We start from the raw sequence: 17,923 nt of genomic DNA on the forward strand, positions 1-17,923 counted from the left end.
GGGGGAACTGACGCGCAAGGTCTATCAGCCGCCGCCGACAAACCGCAGGCGGTCCGTCACCTCAGGCCCTCCGACCTCTTGCTTTTCGCCTTTCCATGGCTATCTTAGGTACGGAACGGTTCCGTACTTAATGGAGATCAGCATGGCTTCCACCCCGACCACCGCTCCCCTCCGCTCCGCTGAGGAGGTCGTCGCCAACAGCCGCGCCCTCATCCCCGGCCTCCGCGAGCGGATCTTCGCCACCGAGGAACTGCGCGCCCTCCCCGACGCCACCATCGAGGACGCCGACAAAGCGGGCATCTTCTCGCTGCTGCTGCCGCGCTCCCTCGGCGGATCGGGCGGCGACCTCGCCCAGGCCGTCGAGGTGATGCGCACGCTCGCCCAGGGCGACCCCACCGCCGCGTGGACCCTCGGCTTCCTGATGTGCCACAACTACCTGCTCGCGCGCTGGCCGCAGGAGGCGCTGGACGAGTTCTTCAAGGACGGCAGGCCCGCCCAGATGGCCGGCGTCGCCAACCCGCCCGGCCGGGCCAAGGCCGTCGAGGGCGGCTACCGGGTCTCGGGACGCTGGAGCTACTGCTCGGGCGTCATGCACGCCGAGTGGGTGAGCCTCATCGGGCTCGTCGAGGGCGAGGACGTGCCCTCCTTCTTCCTCGTCCCGCGCGACGAGGTGACCGTCCATGACACCTGGGACGTCTCGGGCATGAAGGGCAGCGGCAGCCACGACGTCGAGGTCGCCGACCTGTTCGTCCCCGAGCACCTCGTGCGCAGCCTCGCCACGGAGTTCACCCGCCGCAGCCCGGGCTCGGAGCTGCACGCCGAGCCGCTTTACGGCTACGACAGCCGCGACCTCGTCATGCTGATCGTGCCCGTCGTGATGCTCGGCGGCGCGGAAGCCATCCTCGAGGGGTACCGCGAACGGCTCGGAAAGCGGCGGGCCGCCTTCAGCCCCACCCTTACCGGCGACACCACCGCAGGACAGACACGGTTCGCGCGCGCGACCGCCACCCTCCGCACCGCCTCCGCGCTGCTGGACGCGATGGTCAGGCGGATCACCGAGGCGAACGCCGCGGGGCCCGACGAGCTCAGCGCCGAACTGCGCACCATGTGCGAACTCGACTGCCAGACCATCGCACGCCTGACCTGGGACGCCGCCCAGATCTGCCTCCAGGGAAGCGGTTCCAGCATCTTCCGCTCAGGCGACATCACCCAGCACTACGTCCGCGACCTCCTGACCCTGCGCGGCCACGCCACCATCGACGACGACCACATCCTCGGCAAGGCGGGCGCGCTGCTGCTCGGCCGTGACGCCGAGGTCAAGGGCGGCCTCGTCGGCCAGTGACCGCACACCACCCCACCCCCTTGAGGAGAGAAATGACGTCGCAAGACACCGCCGAGATCATCGCGGTCACCGTCCGCTACTGCTGGGCGCTCGACCAGCGGCGCTTCGAGGACCTCGCGCAGGTCTTCACCCCCGAGTGCCACGCCGACTACGGCGCGGACCACATCATGACCAGCCCGCAGGAGATCGGCGGGTTCTTCGCCAAGGTCCTCGACCTGCGCGGCGTGGACCGCTGCCAGCACCTCGTGGCCAACCACGAAGTCGTCGTCGACGGCGACACCGCGACCTCGCGCTGCCAGTACCAGTCGCACTACCTCACCCAGACGTCGGCGGGCGCGCAGGTGGAGGACGTCGGCGGCATGTACGTCGACAGCCTGCGTAGGACCCCGGACGGATGGCGCATCGCCAAGCGCGTCGTGCGCACCAACTGGCGGCTCGGCGGGCCTGACCCGTCGGCTTCTTCGACGGCGCAGAACGCGTCGGCCTTCATCGTCGCGGGCGGCTTCTCCGTCGACCCCGAGCGGCGTGCCGACGTCCTGGCCGCGACGCGTGACCTGCGCGCGGCACTCCAGGACGAGCCGGGCATCCTCGACTACTCGGTCACCGCCGACGAGGAGCCGGGAGCCGTCCGCGTCTTCACCCGGTGGCGTTCGGAGAGCGACCTTCGGCGGCACGTCGCCGACCCGCGTGTGCAGGAGCACCGCAAGGCGCTGGGCGAGGCGGGGTTCCGTGACGCCCGCCTGCGCCGCTTCACCGTCGGCGTGGAGACCCCCGCGCTGATCCCCGACCTTCCCATCAACGCCTGACCCGTGCGAGGAGAGACCGCATGACCACCCCGAACACCCTGCCCACCCGGCTGCACCACAACGCCTTCGTCGTCAAGGACCAGCGCGCCACCCAGCGCTTCTACGAGGGCGTCCTCGGCTTCCCGCTCATCGCCACATGGACCGAGGTCGACGAACTGCTCGGCGCGGAGCGCACCTACTGCCACACCTTCTACGGCCTCGCCGACGGCAGCGCCCTCGCGTTCTTCCAGTTCGCCGACCCCTCCGACCAGGCCCTTTTCGAGCCGCAGTTCCGTCCGTCGCCGTTCATCCACATCGCCCTCCAGGTGGACGCCGAGACCCAGGAGGCGCTGACCGGGCGGCTCAAGGAGCACGACTGGGAACACCTCGTGATCGACCACGGCTACTGCGTCTCGCTCTACGCGACCGACCCCGACGGCCTCCAGCTGGAGTTCACCCTCGACCACGCCGACGCCGAGCGGATCAACGTCGAGCGCCGCGCGTCCGCCCACGCCGACCTCGACCGCTGGCTGGGCGGCGACCACAGCAGCAACAACCCCTTCCGCGAGCCGTGACGGCAAGGCTCACCCTGTCGTTCGACAACGGCCCCGACCCCGACGTCACGCCGTTCGTCCTACGGGAGCTCGCGGCGCGCGGCCTCAGCGCGACGTTCTTCCCCGTCGGGGACCAGCTGCGCAAGCCGGGGGGCAGGGAACTGCTCGCGGAGGTCGCGGCGGCCGGGCACGTCATAGGCAACCACTCGATGACCCACACGGTCCCGCTCGGCGAAAGCCCCGGGTGGGAGACGGTAGGGCGCGAGATCGCCGACATGCAGGACCTCCTCGGGGACCTCGCGGGCGACGAGAAACTGTTCCGGCCCTTCGGGGGCGGAGGGCGCCTCGGACCCCACCTGTTCAGTCCCGAGGCCGTCCAGTACCTGGTGGCCGAGAGGTACACGGTCGCCCTGTGGAACAGCGTTCCCCGGGACTGGGAGGACCCGGACGGGTGGTCCGAGCGGGCACGGCGTGACGTGCAGCGGCGGCCGTGGACGCTGCTCGTGCTGCACGACATCGTCAAGGAGGCCATGGAGCACCTTCCCGCCTTCCTCGACGGCGTGCTCGCGGACGGCGTCGAGATCACCGCCGAGCTGCCTCCGGAGTGCGTCCCGGTGTGCAGGGGCGAGGTCACGGGCGATCTCGGCCCGCTCGTCGCGGGCGGCTGAGGCCCGGGAACTGTGACGGGCGGGTGCGGATGTCCGCGCCCGCCCGTCTTCGTTACACCTGTTCCTCGTTACGCCTGCCCTCGTTACGTCTGGGCGCGGTGGGTCAGGGCGGGGAGGATCACCGCGTCGATGTAGTCGATGATGTACTCGGCGTCGGCCGAGACGTTCTCGAAGAGGTCGCGGGTGAAGCACGCGGCGAAGAACATCTGCGGGAGGAACTTCAACGCCGGGGGCGATGCGGGCAGATCACCCCGCCGGACGGCCCGCTCCACGAAGAGGTTGAGCTCCTCGGGCTTCAGCAGCGTCTCCTGAAGCGCGCGGGCGAGTTCCGCGTCGTGCAGCGCCGCGTGGGCGAGCGCGGCGATCAACGGGGTGTCGCGCGCCACCTGGCCGGACGCCAGGCGGGCCAGGGCGACGAGGTCGCCGCGCAGCGTGCCGGTGTCCACGTCCGAGGTCTCGACGGGCCTCGCGGCGCGCAGCGCGGACGCGACCATCTGCGGCTTCCCGCCCCACAGCCGGTACAGCGTCGCCTTGCTGCAGCGTCCGCGGGCGGCCACGGCGTCCATCGTCAGCGCCTCGTACCCGACCTCGCGCAGGATGTCGAGGGCGACGGACAGCAGGTCGGAGGCGCGGTCCTGGTCGACCCGCGGCCGACGGACCCGCTGGGACGTCGGGGCACTCATCGGCGACTCCAAAGTACGGAACTGTTCTGTACTGAGTGTAGCCGCGCCCGGCGGAACGACCTTCGAGATCAGATGAGAGCTGGCTCTCACCAGCGCGAGAGCCGCGAAAGTTCTCCCGAATGAGTTATCCACAGGGTCGGCCGCGGGTGTCGGCGCGGGCTGGTAGTCATGGGGGCATGGAACTGCGCGAGGAAGCCGAACGGTGTCTGCGGGCCCTGGCCGGGGCCACGGCCCGGCTGCGGGAGGACCAGTGGCGGGCGATCTCCGCCCTGGTGTCCGACCGCCGCCGCGCCCTTGTGGTGCAGCGCACCGGCTGGGGCAAGTCCGCCGTCTACTTCGTGGCCACCGCCCTGCTGCGGGCGCGCGGCGCGGGGCCCACGGTGATCGTCTCCCCACTGCTCGCGCTCATGCGCAACCAGATCGAGGCGGCCGCCAGGGCCGGGATCACCGCCCGTACCGTCAACTCCGCCAACATCGACGACTGGGAGGCGGTCTACGCCGAGGTCGCCTCCGGCGCGGTCGACGTCCTGCTCGTCAGCCCCGAGCGGCTCAACAACCCCGAGTTCCGCGACCGCGTGCTGCCCAAGCTCGCGGTCGACGCCGGGCTCGTCGTGGTGGACGAGGCGCACTGCATCTCCGACTGGGGGCACGACTTCCGGCCCGACTACCGGCGGCTGCGCACCCTGTTCGCCGAGCTGCCACCGGGCGTCCCGGTGCTGGCCACCACCGCCACCGCCAACGCCCGCGTCACCACCGACGTCGCCGAACAGCTCGGCGAGGGCACCCTCGTGCTGCGCGGCACCCTGGAGCGCGACTCGCTGCGGCTCGCGGTGGTCAAGCTCGCCACCCCTGAGCGGCGGCTCGCCTGGCTCGCCGAACGCCTCGCCGAGCTGCCCGGCTCGGGGATCATCTACACCCTCACCGTCGCCGCCGCGCACGAGGTCGCCGCGCTGCTGCGCGAGCGGGGGTATGAGGTCGCCGCCTACACCGGGCAGACCGAGCAGGCCGAACGGCTGCGCGCCGAGGAGGATCTGCTCGGCAACCGGCTCAAGGCCCTCGTTGCCACGAGCGCGCTCGGCATGGGCTTCGACAAGCCCGATCTCGGCTTCATCGTCCACCTTGGCGCGCCGGCCTCACCCGTCGCGTACTACCAGCAGATCGGCCGCGCCGGGCGCGGCGTCGACCGCGCCGAGGTGATCCTGCTGCCGGGCGAGGAGGACAAGGCGATCTGGGCGTACTTCGCCTCGCTCGCCTTCCCGCCCGAGCCGCTGGTGCGCGCGACCCTCGGCGCGCTCGGCGAGCGGCCCATGTCCACCGGGGCGCTCGAACCGCTGGTCGACCTGTCGCGGTCGCGCCTGGAGACCATGCTCAAGGTGCTCGACGTGGACGGCGCGGTCCGCAGGGTCAAGGGCGGCTGGGTCGCCACCGGCGAACCCTGGGCGTACGACGCAGAGCGCTACGCCCGCGTCCAGGAGGCGCGGGAGCGCGAGCAGCGGACCATGCTCGCCTACGCCGACACCGACGAGTGCCGCATGGTGTTCCTGCGCCGCACCCTCGACGACACCGCCGCCGAACCCTGCGGCAGATGCGACGTCTGCACGGGCGAGCCATGGCCGTCGGAGGTCGCCGCCGAGGCCGTCGCGGGGGCGCGCGAGCGGCTGACCCGTCCCGGCGTGGCGCTGCCGCCGCGCCGCATGTGGCCGACCGGCCTCAAGGACGACCTCGGCCTCGCCGGACGCATCCCCGCCGCGGAACAGGCCGCGGAGGGCAGGGCCGTCGGCAGGCTTACCGGAGTCGGGTGGGGCCCACGGCTGCGCGCCCTGCTCGACCCGCGCACCCCCGACGGGCCCGTGCCCGACGAGATCCTCGCCGAGGCCGTCAAGGTCCTTGCCGCCTGGGACTGGGCCGAGCGCCCCGTCGCGGTCGCGTCGATCGCCTCCCGCACCCGCCCAACCCTGGTGTCCTCCCTCGCCGAACACATCTGCCGCCTGGGCCGCCTCCCCTACCTTGGCGCCCTCACCTCCACCGGCCCCGTCCCACCCGCCCAGCACAACAGCGCCCAACGCCTCCGCACAGTCCTGTCCTCCCTCACCCTCGACTTCCCCGTCCCCCCGGGCCCCGTCCTCCTCATCGACGACCTCTCCGACACCGGCTGGACCCTCACCGTCGCCTCCCGCCTCCTCCGCGCCTCCGGCGCCACCACAACCCTCCCCCTAGTCCTAGCCACCCCCACCTGACCCCACCCACCTCCCCCACCCAACAACCAAACCCCAACACCCACCCTCCACCCCCACCCAAGACGCAGGGCACAGGCGCGGGCGCAAGCGCGGGCACGGGCGCAAGCGCGGGGGCGGGGCAAGCGCAGGCGCGTGCAGGCGCAAGCACGGGCGGGCAAGCCCGGGCCGCAAGGCGCAAGGCGGCACTCGATGCTCGGGGTACGGGCCTCGGGTCAGGGCTCGGAGTGCGGGTGCGGGTGCGGGTGCGGGGTGCGGCGCAGCACGGCTGCGGAAGTGCGCGGATGCGCAGCGGCACGCGGGGACGGGGGTGCGCGGGGGCAGAGGGATGTGGGGGTGGCGGGGTGATGCGCAGCCTGGGGTGCCGCACAGCGGGGGGCTGGTTGGCGGGGTGATGCGCGGCGCTGAGCGGAGCACGGGGTGAGGCTCGGGACCGGGGCCAAGAGGCGGGGCAGAGAGCGAGAGGTAGGGCCGGGGGTACGGAGCGCGCGGCACACGAGGCGCGCGCGGGGCGGGAGGCAGGAGGCGTGGGCGCGAGGGGCAAGGCGCGGGTGCGAGGCGGGGACTCGGGGGCGGGGGTTCGGGGCGCGGGGCGGGGGGCGGGGGTTCGCGGGGCGGGCGGGGCGCGGACGGCGATGCCCGACGGGCGGGTCGGGGCAGCACGAGCGGAGGTGGGTACGGCGGCGGGGGTGGGCCGGGGAGGCCGGGTACGGAAGGGGCAGGTGGGCTGGGGAGGCGGGGTGCGGCGGGGGTAGGTGGGCGCGGGAGGGGCGGTAGGTGAGCGCGAAAGGCGGGAGGGCGAGGAAGGCGGGAGGGCGAGGAAGGCGGGAGGGCGAGGAAGGCGGGAGGGCGAGGAAGAGGTAGGGGCGAAGAGGAGGCGGTCGGGGGCCAGGAGGCAAGGGGCGAGGAGGAGGTGGCGGGAGGGCGGGGAGCAGGGGTGGGGGGAGAAGTGTGGTTGGGGTGGGTTGGGGGTGGTGGGGGGAGTGGGGGGTGGGGCAGGGTGGGGGGATGGGATTGTGGCGGGGTGTTTCGGTCGGGTTGAAGGTGGCGCTTGTGGTGCTGCTGGGGCTCGCGTTGGCGTTTCCCGAGTGGGAGCGGTTCGCCGACAAGGCGATGGGGGCGCGGGCCGTCGCGTATCCGCTCGCGGCGCTGCTGGTGCCCGCCGTGTGGTGGGCGCGGCGCGCGCTGCGCAAGGCCGGGCCCTTCCCGTGGGACGTGGACGCGCTGCTCACCGCGCCGTTCGTCGTCGACGTCGCGGGCAACGCCGCCGACCTGTACGACACAGTCGTCTGGTTCGACGACTTCTGCCACTTCTTCAACTGGGTGCTGCTCGTCGCGGCGGCCGGGGTCGCGCTGCGCCGCACGTCGCTCGACCTGCCCCGATGGGCGCATGTGGTGATGTGCGCGGGAATCGGCGCGATCGCGGCGATCGGCTGGGAGATCGCCGAGTACGGGGCGTTCATCCTCGACACCCCGGAAAGCGTAGGAATCTACCGCGACACCCTCGGCGACGAGGCCCTCGGCACCCTGGGCGCGGCCTTCGCGGGCCTGATCACCGCCTTCCTCCCCCGCCCCACCCCAGACCACCCGGCCCCGCAACCTCCCACCCCGGCCGCCGCCCGCGCGACACCCTCCGACTCCCCCAACTGACGCCCCCACCACGCACCGCCCGTCGAACCAGAGCCGGGCGATTTGGGGGTTTTGATCTGTACGGTTGGTCACGCTGAGTAGTTTTTGGGGAGTCTTCCGGATAGGGTCCTGGTGTTTGCCTCTGGTTGGCAGCGCCGTGGCGTGAGTCGCGGATACCCGAGACGCCGAGGAGATCTTCTGTGCGTGCGCCACGCATCACGCGGCTGTCCGATGACGCCCACTTTGTCGAGGCGGCGGCCGTCAACTGGACGATCCTCACCGACGGCGACGACGTCACGCTGATCGACGCCGGGTACCCGGGCGACCTCGAGACGGTCCGGTACAGCCTTGAGGCGGTCGGGCACCGGCCGGAGCAGATCACCGCGATCCTCGTCACGCACGCCCATGTCGATCACATCGGGGCGATTCCGGCGCTGCTGCGGCTCGCGCCGAAGGCCGAGGTGATCACGTCGGCGGAGGAGGCGCCGCACGTGCGGCGCGAGTACCTCCAGCAGGCGAGCCCCGCCGACGTCGCCGCGAACATCTGGCGGCCCGGCTTCCTCGGCTGGACGCTGCACATCCTGCGCGCGGGCGCACTCACCGAGCCGAGCATCCCGCAGGCCCGCCCGCACACCCACGACGACCTCTTCCGCGACCCCGCGTCCGGCGCGCCCACGACAGCCCTCGACGTCCCGGGCCGCCCGATCCCCGTCCTCACGCCGGGCCACACGTCGGGCCACACCTGCTTCCACCTGCCCGACCTCGGCGCGGTCGTCACCGGCGACGCCCTCGCCACGGCCCACCCGACCTCGCGCCGCCGCGGCCCCCAGCTCCTCCACCCGATCTTCCACCACGACGAGCAGGCCGCCCGCGCCGCCCTCTCCCTCCTCGCCCCCCTCCCCGCCGACACCCTCCTCCCCGGCCACGGCCCCCTCCACCGAGGCCCCCTCGCCACCGCCACCACCACCGCCCTAACCCCCTAACCTCGCAGTCCTTCGGGACTGCGAGGGGGGAGGCATCGCCCCCGCCGCCTTGAGCCTCCCGCAGTCCCTCCGGGACTGCGGGAGAAAGCACTCCCACACCCCTTCGGACCGCGCCCCAGGGCACCCCCGCAGACCCCACCCCGTGTGCCCCGAGCACTCCCCCAAAGACCACACCCCGCCCAGGCACTCTCCCAGGGTCCTTCGGTCCGCGCCCGCGCCCCGAGGCCCCCACCCCCGCGCCCCGCACGCCCCGGGAGCTTCCCTGCGGCCCTTCATCCGCGCGCCCCGCGCGCTACCTCAGGAACCGCGCCCGCCCCGCCCGGGCGCTCTCCCAAGATCCTTCGGACCGCGCCCGCGTGCCCCGGCGCACCCCCACCCCCGCGCCCCGCACACCCCAGGTATCCCCGCAGACCCCAGGTATCCCCGCAGACCGCGCGCCGCGGAGCTCCCCCGAACCCTGCCCCGCGTACCCGGGCGCTCCCCCACAGCCCTTCGGACCGCGCCCGCGTGCCCCGGGGCACCCCCAACCCCGCGCCCCGCACGGCCCGGGAGCTTCCCTGCGGCCCTTCACCTGCGCGCGCCGGGCGGCTGCTGGGGCTCCCTCGCGAACCGCGCCCCGCCCCGGGTGTTCCCCACGGCCCTTCAGGCCGCGACCGCGCGGCCCCGGGCGCTTCCGTGGACCGCGCCCCGTGTGCCCCGGGCATTCCCCGAACAGACCGCGCCCTGCACGGCCCGGGAGCTTTCCTGCGGGCCTTCGTCCGCGCGCGCCGCGCGGTACCTCAGGAACCGCGCGCGGCCTGTGCGGGTGATCTTCTATGGTTCTTGGGGTTGGGCCTTGGGTGTTGTGGGGGTGGCGCGGACCGGGGGTTGTGCGGGGTGGGGGTTCTTGCGGGTTTGGAGGGGTTGTGAGGAGGGGGTTAGAGCCAGCCTCGGGTGTGGGCGGATTGGACGGCGGCGTGGCGGTTGGGGGCGCCGAGTTTGGTGACGGCGGAGGAGAGGTAGTTGCGGACTGTGCCTTCGGAGAGGTTGAGGGTGCGGGCTATGCGGCTGACGGGGGAGCCGTCGGAGGCGGCGCGTAGGGCGTCGAGTTCGCGGGGGGTGAGGGGGCACTCCTCGGCGGCGAGGGCGTCGGCGGCGAGTTGGGGGTCGATGTAGCGGGCGCCTGCGTGCACCTGCTCGATCACCTCGGCGAGGCGGGAGCCGGGGGCGTCCTTGCCCAGGAAGCCGCGTACGCCGGCCGCCATGGCCCGGCGCAGGTTGCCCGGCCTGCCATGCCCGGTGACGATCACAACACGGCAGCCGGGAAGTTCCGCAGCCAGCCGCTCTGCTGCCGAGAGCCCGTCAAGCCCCGGCATGTCGATGTCGAGGACCGCGACGTCAGGCTGTTCGGCAAGCGCGCGCGCGACGGCCTCGTCTCCCCGTCCGACGTCGGCGACGACCTCGATCCCGTCCACGGTGTCGAGGAGGAGCGCGAGCGCCTCCCTGACGAGGTGGTGGTCGTCGGCGAGCAGGACCCTGATCACGTCTCCTCCAAGGGCACGGTCGCGAGTACCCGGAACCTGCCGCCGTCGGCCGGTCCGGCCTGGAGCGCCCCGCCGACGGCGGCGAGGCGTTCGCGCAGCCCGGCGAGGCCGCTGCCCGAGCCGGCCGCGCGGCGCGCCCCGTCGTTCACGATCTCCAGTTCGACCCGCCCGCCGTCGGTGCGGACCTCCATCGCGCAGCGGGTCGCGCCGCTGTGCCGCAGCACGTTGGTGACCGCCTCGCGGGCGACCCAGCCGAGCGTCTCGTGGACGTGGCGGGGCAGGTCGGCGGGCAGCGCCGCGCCGTCGCAGGAGATCCCGGCGGCCCGCAGGACGGCGGTCGCGCCGTCGAGTTCGGTGCGCAGCGAGGTGGTCCGGTACCCCCGGACGATCTCGCGCATCTCCTGGACGGCCCCGCGCGCCATCGCCTGGATCTCGGCGAGCTCCTTCGCGACGCGTTCGGGATCGCGCGGCAGGAGCCGTTCGGCGAGTTCGGCGCGCAGGGCGACGGCCTGGAGGCTGTGTCCGAGCACGTCGTGCAGGTCGCGGGCGAACCTGATGCGCTCCTCGCCGACGGCCCTGCTGGCGAGTTCGGCGCGTGCGTCGCGCAGTTCCCCGACGGCGAGGCACAGCCAGACCGTCGCGTAGGCGGACAGCCCCGCGACGGGCACGCCGGCCCCGGCGATCAGCGCCTGCAGGACGGCGGCTCCGGTCGCGAGGGTGATCCCGGCCGCCAGGACCGCCGCGACGGCCGCCAGCGGCACCGACAGCCGCTCGGGGAGGGTCACCGCGAGCATCCCGCCGACGGCGAGCATCGCGGAGTTCCAGGTGGGCCCGAGGAGCAGGGGAAGGCTGAAGCAGACGACGGCGAGGACGGCGAGGGCGATCCGGCTGCGCGCGTCCACCTGGCGGGTCGCCGACTGCCACATGAGCCCGCCCTGGATCACCACGACGAGCAGGGCCGCGGCGCTTCCCCACAGCGCGGCCGGGAGTGAGCCGCCGGAGACCGCGCCGCCGAACGCGTCACCGACGCCCTGGACGAACAGGCCGCAGGTGGCGACCGTGGACAGCGCGACGACGAATCCGACGATCGCCGTCTCTCTGGGCAGCCGCGGGCGCACGGCCCACCTCCCTGGTCCGGGGCTCCACAGCGTATGCGCTCCTCACGCCGCCAGGAGAGATCCGGCGGAAGGGACGATCCGGTCGGCCTTGGCGACCCCGTTCCGCAGCCGAGCCCCGACCAACACGGGGATCTTGAGGCCGCGCAGCGCCGCCCACACCTTCGCGGCTTCGGCCCCGTCCAGGCCGGTGCAAGGTTCCTCGACGACAAGCGCGCTAGGCGCGGCCAGGAGTGCCATGACGAGGTCGAACAGCCGCCGCTCCCCCGGGGTAAGTCGCTCATACGGGATCGACGTACGGCGTGCCAAGGCCGCGATGACCCCTTCGGCGTCGGGGCCGAAGGGCGTAGCCGACCAGCGCCGCCACGCGCCCGTCACCTCGCGCAGGCTCAGTTCCCCGTAGACGCCGCCCTCCGCCCACAGCGCCCCGACCATAACGGATCTGTCCCGGTAGGGGTCGGCCCCGTCGACGCGCACCGCGCCGCGCGCTCCCGGCCGCTGGCCCGACGCCAGCTCCAGCACCGCCCGCGCCCCCGGCCCGTGGATCCCGACGACCTCGCCGGGACCGACCGTGACGCACCCGTCGATCTCGATCACGTTCCCGCGTTCGTCCATGCGTCAAGCCTGCCCGGACGCCGACGGACGCGGTCAGTGCCGGGCGTCAGGACATGGCACTGAACCTCTCACCGTCCACCCATGACAGATGTCATGCCGAAGGGGCGCGATGCACGGAGACGGCGTAGCCCCCTCCCTCATACGGTTCCGCGTCCCAGGTCGCGTAACGGACGTCAAGGACAAGCCCCGCAGCCGCGCAGAAGGAGTCGTACTCCCCCAAGGTCAAAGACGGCGGGACGGGAAGGTGCGCCCGGTCGAGGCCGAAGCCAGCCACCAGAAGCCCACCCGGCCGTAGCGCGGCCGCAAGCCGACGGACGGCCTCGGCCTCCGTCCCCGGCGCGAGAAGCGGCATGACGTTCCCCGCCGCCACTACAAGATCGAAGACTCCAGGCGCGTCGAACGCGGAAAGGTCGGCCGCTATCCAGGTCAGCCCAGGCGCGGCCGTACGGGCGACGGCGAGCATCGAGGCGTCCATGTCGACCCCTACGCACTCGTGTCCGAGCTCGGCGAGGCGGATCGCCACCCTTCCGGTGCCGCATCCCGCGTCAAGGACACGGGACGCGGCGGGCAGCAGGGCCGCGCAGAACCCGGCCTCCCCGTGGACGTCCTTCCCGGACTCGGCAAGCGCCGCGAACCTCGCCGCGTAGTCCTCGCCGGACGTGCCTCCGGTCAGCTCTTCCCATCGGTTCATCCCCGCAGCCTACGGCCGCCCGTGAACGGCGCTCAGGCGAGGACGTCCCTGGTCAGGTCCTCCACCCGGTTGAGCCCGAGAAGGCTGACCGTCAGCTCCAACTCGGCAAGCAGACACCGCAGGACGTGCCTGACGCCCGCCTCGCCGCCCAGCCCGAGCCCGTAGGCGTACTGACGTCCGATGAGCACCGCGTCCGCACCCAGCGCGAGGGCCTTGGCGGCGTCCGCCCCGGTGCGCACCCCGCTGTCGAACAGGACGGACATCCTGTCGCCCACCGCGTCGGCGATCAGCGGCAGCCTGTCCAGGGACGCCACCGCCCCGTCGACCTGACGGCCTCCGTGGTTGGACACCACGACCCCGTCCATCCCCGCGTCGGCGGCGCGGCGGGCGTCGTCGGCGTGCTGGACGCCCTTGAGCACGATCGGCCCCGCCCACCGCTCACGCAGCCAGATGAGGTCGTCCCAGGTGAGCGTGGGGTTTCCGAAGTTGGCGACCCAGTGCAGGATCGCCGAGATCCGGTTGGCCTCGGTGATCTCGCCGCCGACCGCGCGCAGGAAGACGGGGTCGGCAAAGTAGTTCTGCACGCCGATGCCGCGCAGGAACGGCAGGTAGGCGGTGTCGAGGTCCCGGGGCCGCCACGCGAGCTTGAACGTGTCGAGCGTGACGACCAGCGCCTCATAACCGGCGGCCTTAGCGCGCTCAAGGAAGCTCTGGGCGAGGTCGCGGTCCTTGGGCCAGTACAGCTGGTACCAGCGCGGCCCCGCCACCTCGGCGACCTCCTCCATCGTGTGCGAGGCGGCGGTGCTGAGCACGACGGGGACGCCGAGTTCCTTGGCCGCCCGCGCGACCGCGAGTTCTCCGTCGGGATGCACGATCGACAGCACGCCGACGGGGGCGAGCATGACGGGCGCGGGCATGGCGGTGCCGAGCACCGTCGTCGAAAGGTCGGGGGTCGAGGTGTCGCGCAGCACACGTGGGACGAGCCTCCAGCGGTCGAAGGCTTCCCGGTTGGCGCGCGCGGTCGCGCCCGTGCCCGCCGATCCCGCCACATAGCCGAACGCCTGCCCGCCGAGCTTCTCCTCGGCGAGGGCCTCCAACCTGGAAAGATCCGTCGGCAACACGGGCCTGACGTCCGACAGACCGTTCAGATAGATCTCGTTCTGGAAGTCGGCGAGGCTCATCCTGGCGCTCCTGGTACGAAACTGTCGTCGGGAACCGCGAGAATAGCGACCATGGCAGCACGTCGTTCAGCGCAGACCCCTCCCCCCGAGGACTTCGAAGAGAACATCGTCGACATCGACGTCGCCGAGGAGATGCGGGGCAGCTTTCTGGAGTACGCCTACTCGGTGATCTACTCCCGCGCGCTGCCCGACGCGCGCGACGGCCTCAAGCCGGTGCAGCGGCGCATCCTGTACTCGATGAACTCGATGGGCCTCAGGCCAGACCGCGGGCACGTCAAGTGCGCCCGCGTCGTCGGCGAGGTGATGGGCAAACTGCACCCGCACGGCGACACCGCGATCTACGACGCGATGGTCCGCCTCGCCCAGCCGTGGGCGATGCGGATGCGGATGGTCGACGGCCACGGCAACTTCGGGTCGCTCGGCGGCGACGACGCCCCGGCCGCGATGCGGTACACCGAGGCGCGGATGTCGGCCGAGGCCATGAGCATGGTCACCGGCCTCGACGAAGACACCGTCGACTTCCGGCCGAACTACGACGGCCAGGAGCTCGAGCCCGAGGTCCTGCCCGCGGCGTTCCCGAACCTCCTGGTGAACGGCGCCACCGGCATCGCGGTCGGCATGGCGACCAACATGGCTCCGCACAACCTCGGCGAGGTCGTCTCGGCGGCCCGGCATCTGCTCGCGCACCCGGACGCGACCCTGGAAGACCTCATGCGGTTCGTGCCGGGCCCCGACCTTCCGACGGGCGGCAAGATCGTCGGCCTCGACGGCATCCGCGACGCCTACGCCAAGGGCCGCGGCACGTTCAAGACCCGCGCGACGGTCCACGTGGAGTCGGTGACGCCGCGCCGCAAGGGCCTGGTGGTCACCGAACTGCCCTACAACGTGGGGCCCGAGCGGGTCGTCGCCAAGATCAAGGACATGGTCCAGGCGAAGAAGCTCAACGGCATCGCCGACCTGAAGGACCTCACCGACCGCACCACTGGCCTGCGCCTGGTCATCGAGGTCAAGAACGGCTTCCACCCCGAGGCGGTCCTTGAGGAGCTGTACCGGCTGACGCCGATGGAGGAGACCTTCGGCATCAACAACGTCGCGCTCGTGGACGGCCAGCCGAAGACGCTCGGCCTGCGCGAGCTGCTGCAGGTGTACGTCGACCACAGGCTCGAGGTCGTGCGCCGCCGCTCGGTGTACCGCCGCCGCCGCCGCGAGGAGCGGCTGCACCTGGTCGCCGGTCTGATGATCGCGCTGCTGAACATCGACGAGGTCATCCAGGTCATCCGCAGCTCCGACGACACCGGCCAGGCGCGGTCCCGGCTGATGCAGGTGTTCGAGCTGTCGGAGATCCAGGCCCAGTACATCCTGGACACCCCGCTGCGCCGCCTCACCCGCTTCGACCGGCTCGAGCTGGAGAAGGAGCGCGAAACGCTGGAGAAGGAGATCGCGGAGCTGACCGCGATCCTGGAGTCCGAGCCGAAGCTGCGCGCGCTGGTGTCCAAGGAGCTCGCGGCGGTCTCCAAGCAGTTCGCCACGCCGCGCCGCACGGTGCTACTGGAGTCCGGCGGCCAGGCGCAGGTCGCGGCGATCCCGCTCGAGGTCAAGGACGACCCCTGCCTGGTGCTGCTGTCGTCCACCGGTCTGCTGGCCCGCACCACCGAGCCGAACCCGCTGCCCGAGGACGGTCCGCGCGCCGCGCACGACGTGCTCACCTCGGTCCTGACCACGACGGCGCGCGCCGAGTTCGGGATCGTCACCAGCTCCGGACGCCTGGTGAAGGCGAACGTCATCGACCTGCCGACGCTGCCGCCGTCGAACTCGCCGCCGTCGCTCGCGGGCGGCGCGACCCTTGACGAGTTCCTCTCGCTCACGCCCGGCGAAACCGTCGTCGGCCTCGCCGCCCTTTCCGAGGAAGGCCCCGGCCTCGCGCTCGGCACCGAGCAGGGCGTGGTCAAGCGCGTGCTCAACGACTACCCCGCCAACCGCGACGAGTTCGAGGTCATCACCCTCAAGGAGGGCGACCGCGTCGTCGGCGCGGTGCAGCTGGAGTCCGAGGAGCACGATCTCGTGTTCATCGCCGACGACAGCCAACTGCTGCGTTACGCGGCCTCCAACGTGCGGCCGCAGGGCCGTCCGGCGGGCGGTATGGCGGGTATCAAGCTCGCCCCCGGCGCGAAGGTGATCTTCTTCGGCGCGGTCGATCCGGACCGTCCGTCGGCGGTGGTCACCGTCGCGGGCAGCACCGAGGCGCTGGAGGGCACCCAGCTCGGCGCGGCGAAGGTCAGCGACTACGCGGACTTCCCCGCCAAGGGCCGCGCGACGGGCGGCGTCCGCTCGCACCGCTTCCTCAAGGGCGAGGACACGGTGATCCTCGCCTGGGCCGGCCCGATGCCCGCCTCGGCCGCCACATCCGCCGGACAGCCCGCCGACCTGCCGCCCGAGATAGGCCGCCGCGACGGCTCGGGCACGCCCCTCACGGTGGCGCTGGGGGCCGTCGGCGGCTCGATCGGGCCGCGCGTCCAAGCCCAGTAGGCCGGTTTCCGGGGGCGCGCCCCCGGAAAAACCTGCTGCGGTCCGCCGGGCGGGCTGCGAAGATCACGGCGTGAACGCCATGTCCTCCGCGCCGCTCGCGGGCCGGGTCGTGCTCGTCACCGGGGTCAGCCGCCGTCGCGGCATCGGCCACGCGGTCGCGCGGCGGCTCGGCGCGATGGGGGCGTCGCTGTTCGTGACGCATCACCGCGCCCACGACGTCGCGCAGCCCTGGGGAGCCGACGACCTCGCGGAGGTCGTGGCCGCGCTGCGGGAGGCCGCTCCCCGGGTCGTCGACGTCGCCGCCGACCTCGCCGACCCCGACGCGCCGGCCGAGGTCGTCGCGGCGGCCGTCGCGGCCTACGGGCATGTCGACGCGCTCGTCTGCGTGCACGCGCGCAGCGGCTCCGACGCGTCGCTTTCCGCGCTCGACCCGGCCTGGCTCGACGCGCACTGGCAGGTGAACGCCCGCGCGACGCTGCTGCTCACCCGCTCCTTCGCCGCCCAGCACGACGGACGGCCCGGCGGCCGCGTCGTCTGGTTCGGCTCGGGCCAGCATCTGGGGCCGATGCGCTCGGAGGTCGCCTATGCCGCGTCCAAGGGGGCCCTGATCGGCGCGCTGCCCACGGTCGCCGACGAGCTCGTCGGACAGGGCATCCTGCTCAACGCCGTCAACCCCGGCCCGGTCGACACCGGGCACCTACCGCCCGAGCAGGACTTCCCCGGCTTCGAGCACGCGTTCCCGCTCGGCCGTTACGGCACGCCCGACGACGCCGCAAGGCTCGTCGCCTGGCTGGTGTCCGACGAGGGCGCGTGGATGACCGGCCAGTACCTCAGCTCAGAGGGCGGCTTCCGACGCGGATAGGGTTCAGCGGGTGGCGATGTCGTACCAGTACCAGGCGCCCTTGAGCGGCCGGTACACGCTGCCGTTGAGGCCGTCGGCGCTCTCCGGCACCCCCGACGGCGCGTACAGGAACCCCGTCTCCTCGTAGTAGGGCCCGCCCGTCCCCGCAAGCCGTAGCCGGGTCACGTCGGTGCCCTCGACCTTCTTGACCTCTGCGATCTCGTAGATCCCGGCCCGTGCGGGCTCCCCCGAGACCAGCTGCTTCTCCAGCCCGCCTTGCGCGACCGAGAACGCGACGTTCAACGGCACGTCGAACCAGGCGAGCAAGGCGGTCAGCAGCCCCAGCGCGGGCGTCGCCCACAGCCACCGGTCCCGCCGCCACACGAGCCGAACCAACCACACAAGCCCGACAAGCCCCCACAGCAGCAGCCCCACGAGAAAGGGCCCGGAGTTGCCCGCCGGGAAAGCCAGCGAGTACAGCAACGCCACCGAGGCCCCCGCAGGCAGGACCGCGAGCCACCAAGCCGAAGCCTTGACGATCATCCGAGCACCC

16 protein-coding genes are annotated in these 17,923 nt (G+C 72.6%); 9 read left to right on the forward strand and 7 right to left on the reverse strand.

From position 1 onward, the window contains the following. Positions 1-142 precede the first annotated feature (142 nt). The 4 genes from R9X44_RS08845 to R9X44_RS08860 are packed head-to-tail and all read left to right on the forward strand — an operon-like array spanning position 143 to position 3,349. Positions 143-1,342, forward strand: coding sequence for an acyl-CoA dehydrogenase family protein (locus R9X44_RS08845; RefSeq protein ID WP_319813513.1), 1,200 nt, complete (start codon positions 143-145; stop codon positions 1,340-1,342). 32 nt (positions 1,343-1,374) lie between these two features. Continuing rightward, positions 1,375-2,148 (forward strand): nuclear transport factor 2 family protein, encoded by a 774-nt coding sequence (locus R9X44_RS08850; protein ID WP_319813514.1) that lies wholly within the window; start codon positions 1,375-1,377, stop codon positions 2,146-2,148. Positions 2,149-2,168: 20 nt separating this feature from the next. After that, positions 2,169-2,702, forward strand: coding sequence for a VOC family protein (locus tag R9X44_RS08855; RefSeq protein ID WP_319813515.1), 534 nt, complete (start codon positions 2,169-2,171; stop codon positions 2,700-2,702). Then, positions 2,699-3,349 carry a polysaccharide deacetylase family protein gene (locus R9X44_RS08860; protein WP_319813516.1) on the forward strand — a complete coding sequence of 217 codons (651 nt, stop codon included), beginning with the start codon at positions 2,699-2,701 and terminating at the stop codon, positions 3,347-3,349. The genes R9X44_RS08855 and R9X44_RS08860 overlap by 4 nt, the downstream gene beginning before the upstream one ends. A gap of 83 nt (positions 3,350-3,432) precedes the next feature. Here the strand turns inward: R9X44_RS08860 and R9X44_RS08865 are convergent, their stop codons facing one another. Then, positions 3,433-4,032, reverse strand: a complete 600-nt coding sequence (locus R9X44_RS08865; RefSeq protein WP_319813517.1) for a TetR/AcrR family transcriptional regulator — start codon at positions 4,030-4,032, stop codon at positions 3,433-3,435. Between the two features lie 176 nt (positions 4,033-4,208). Between R9X44_RS08865 and R9X44_RS08870 the strand changes: the two genes are divergently transcribed. From R9X44_RS08870 to R9X44_RS08880, 3 genes are all read left to right on the forward strand, one after another. After that, on the forward strand, positions 4,209-6,269 hold the full coding sequence (locus R9X44_RS08870) for a RecQ family ATP-dependent DNA helicase (protein WP_319813518.1): 2,061 nt from the start codon (positions 4,209-4,211) through the stop codon (positions 6,267-6,269). A 1,005-nt stretch (positions 6,270-7,274) separates the two neighbouring features. Next, positions 7,275-7,916 carry a hypothetical protein gene (locus tag R9X44_RS08875; protein WP_319813519.1) on the forward strand — a complete coding sequence of 214 codons (642 nt, stop codon included), beginning with the start codon at positions 7,275-7,277 and terminating at the stop codon, positions 7,914-7,916. 179 nt (positions 7,917-8,095) lie between these two features. Next, complete coding sequence (locus R9X44_RS08880) at positions 8,096-8,878, forward strand: MBL fold metallo-hydrolase (protein ID WP_319813520.1); 783 nt, start codon at positions 8,096-8,098, stop codon at positions 8,876-8,878. Positions 8,879-9,795: 917 nt separating this feature from the next. Here the strand turns inward: R9X44_RS08880 and R9X44_RS08885 are convergent. The 5 genes from R9X44_RS08885 to R9X44_RS08905 all read right to left on the reverse strand — a co-directional run bounded on the left by R9X44_RS08885 (position 9,796) and on the right by R9X44_RS08905 (position 14,003). Next, positions 9,796-10,401, reverse strand: coding sequence for a response regulator transcription factor (locus R9X44_RS08885; RefSeq protein ID WP_319813521.1), 606 nt, complete (start codon positions 10,399-10,401; stop codon positions 9,796-9,798). After that, positions 10,398-11,519, reverse strand: coding sequence for a sensor histidine kinase (locus R9X44_RS08890; RefSeq protein WP_319813522.1), 1,122 nt, complete (start codon positions 11,517-11,519; stop codon positions 10,398-10,400). The genes R9X44_RS08885 and R9X44_RS08890 overlap by 4 nt, the downstream gene beginning before the upstream one ends. 42 nt (positions 11,520-11,561) lie before the next feature. Beyond that, the gene (locus tag R9X44_RS08895; RefSeq protein ID WP_319813523.1) at positions 11,562-12,131 is read right to left on the reverse strand and encodes an ABC transporter; all 570 of its coding nucleotides are present in this window, start codon (positions 12,129-12,131) and stop codon (positions 11,562-11,564) included. 91 nt (positions 12,132-12,222) lie between these two features. Beyond that, on the reverse strand, positions 12,223-12,822 hold the full coding sequence (locus R9X44_RS08900; RefSeq protein ID WP_319813524.1) for a class I SAM-dependent methyltransferase: 600 nt from the start codon (positions 12,820-12,822) through the stop codon (positions 12,223-12,225). A 32-nt stretch (positions 12,823-12,854) separates the two neighbouring features. Further along, positions 12,855-14,003 carry a lactate 2-monooxygenase gene (locus tag R9X44_RS08905; protein ID WP_319813525.1) on the reverse strand — a complete coding sequence of 383 codons (1,149 nt, stop codon included), beginning with the start codon at positions 14,001-14,003 and terminating at the stop codon, positions 12,855-12,857. Positions 14,004-14,054: 51 nt separating this feature from the next. Between R9X44_RS08905 and R9X44_RS08910 the strand changes: the two genes are divergently transcribed. Further along, on the forward strand, positions 14,055-16,529 hold the full coding sequence (locus tag R9X44_RS08910) for a DNA topoisomerase IV subunit A (protein ID WP_319813526.1): 2,475 nt from the start codon (positions 14,055-14,057) through the stop codon (positions 16,527-16,529). Between the two features lie 79 nt (positions 16,530-16,608). Then, positions 16,609-17,391 carry an SDR family oxidoreductase gene (locus tag R9X44_RS08915; protein ID WP_319813592.1) on the forward strand — a complete coding sequence of 261 codons (783 nt, stop codon included), beginning with the start codon at positions 16,609-16,611 and terminating at the stop codon, positions 17,389-17,391. 3 nt (positions 17,392-17,394) lie between these two features. Here R9X44_RS08915 and R9X44_RS08920 read toward each other — a convergent pair whose 3' ends face one another. Beyond that, complete coding sequence (locus R9X44_RS08920; protein ID WP_319813527.1) at positions 17,395-17,913, reverse strand: hypothetical protein; 519 nt, start codon at positions 17,911-17,913, stop codon at positions 17,395-17,397. Positions 17,914-17,923: the final 10 nt, after the last annotated feature.

The sequence above is a fragment of the Actinocorallia sp. A-T 12471 genome (assembly GCF_033875155.1).
Taxonomy (GTDB): Bacteria; Actinomycetota; Actinomycetes; order Streptosporangiales; family Streptosporangiaceae; genus Actinocorallia.

Coding starts and splice junctions, on each gene's coding strand:
- R9X44_RS08845 (WP_319813513.1), top strand. CDS start 143: ATGGCTTCCACCCCGACCACCGCTCCCCTCCGCTCCGCTGAGGAGGTC.
- R9X44_RS08870 (WP_319813518.1), top strand. CDS start 4,209: ATGGAACTGCGCGAGGAAGCCGAACGGTGTCTGCGGGCCCTGGCCGGG.
- R9X44_RS08905 (WP_319813525.1), bottom strand. CDS start 14,003: ATGAGCCTCGCCGACTTCCAGAACGAGATCTATCTGAACGGTCTGTCG.
- R9X44_RS08895 (WP_319813523.1), bottom strand. CDS start 12,131: ATGGACGAACGCGGGAACGTGATCGAGATCGACGGGTGCGTCACGGTC.
- R9X44_RS08855 (WP_319813515.1), top strand. CDS start 2,169: ATGACCACCCCGAACACCCTGCCCACCCGGCTGCACCACAACGCCTTC.
- R9X44_RS08850 (WP_319813514.1), top strand. CDS start 1,375: ATGACGTCGCAAGACACCGCCGAGATCATCGCGGTCACCGTCCGCTAC.
- R9X44_RS08920 (WP_319813527.1), bottom strand. CDS start 17,913: ATGATCGTCAAGGCTTCGGCTTGGTGGCTCGCGGTCCTGCCTGCGGGG.
- R9X44_RS08915 (WP_319813592.1), top strand. CDS start 16,609: ATGTCCTCCGCGCCGCTCGCGGGCCGGGTCGTGCTCGTCACCGGGGTC.
- R9X44_RS08875 (WP_319813519.1), top strand. CDS start 7,275: ATGGGATTGTGGCGGGGTGTTTCGGTCGGGTTGAAGGTGGCGCTTGTG.
- R9X44_RS08865 (WP_319813517.1), bottom strand. CDS start 4,032: ATGAGTGCCCCGACGTCCCAGCGGGTCCGTCGGCCGCGGGTCGACCAG.
- R9X44_RS08910 (WP_319813526.1), top strand. CDS start 14,055: ATGGCAGCACGTCGTTCAGCGCAGACCCCTCCCCCCGAGGACTTCGAA.
- R9X44_RS08900 (WP_319813524.1), bottom strand. CDS start 12,822: ATGAACCGATGGGAAGAGCTGACCGGAGGCACGTCCGGCGAGGACTAC.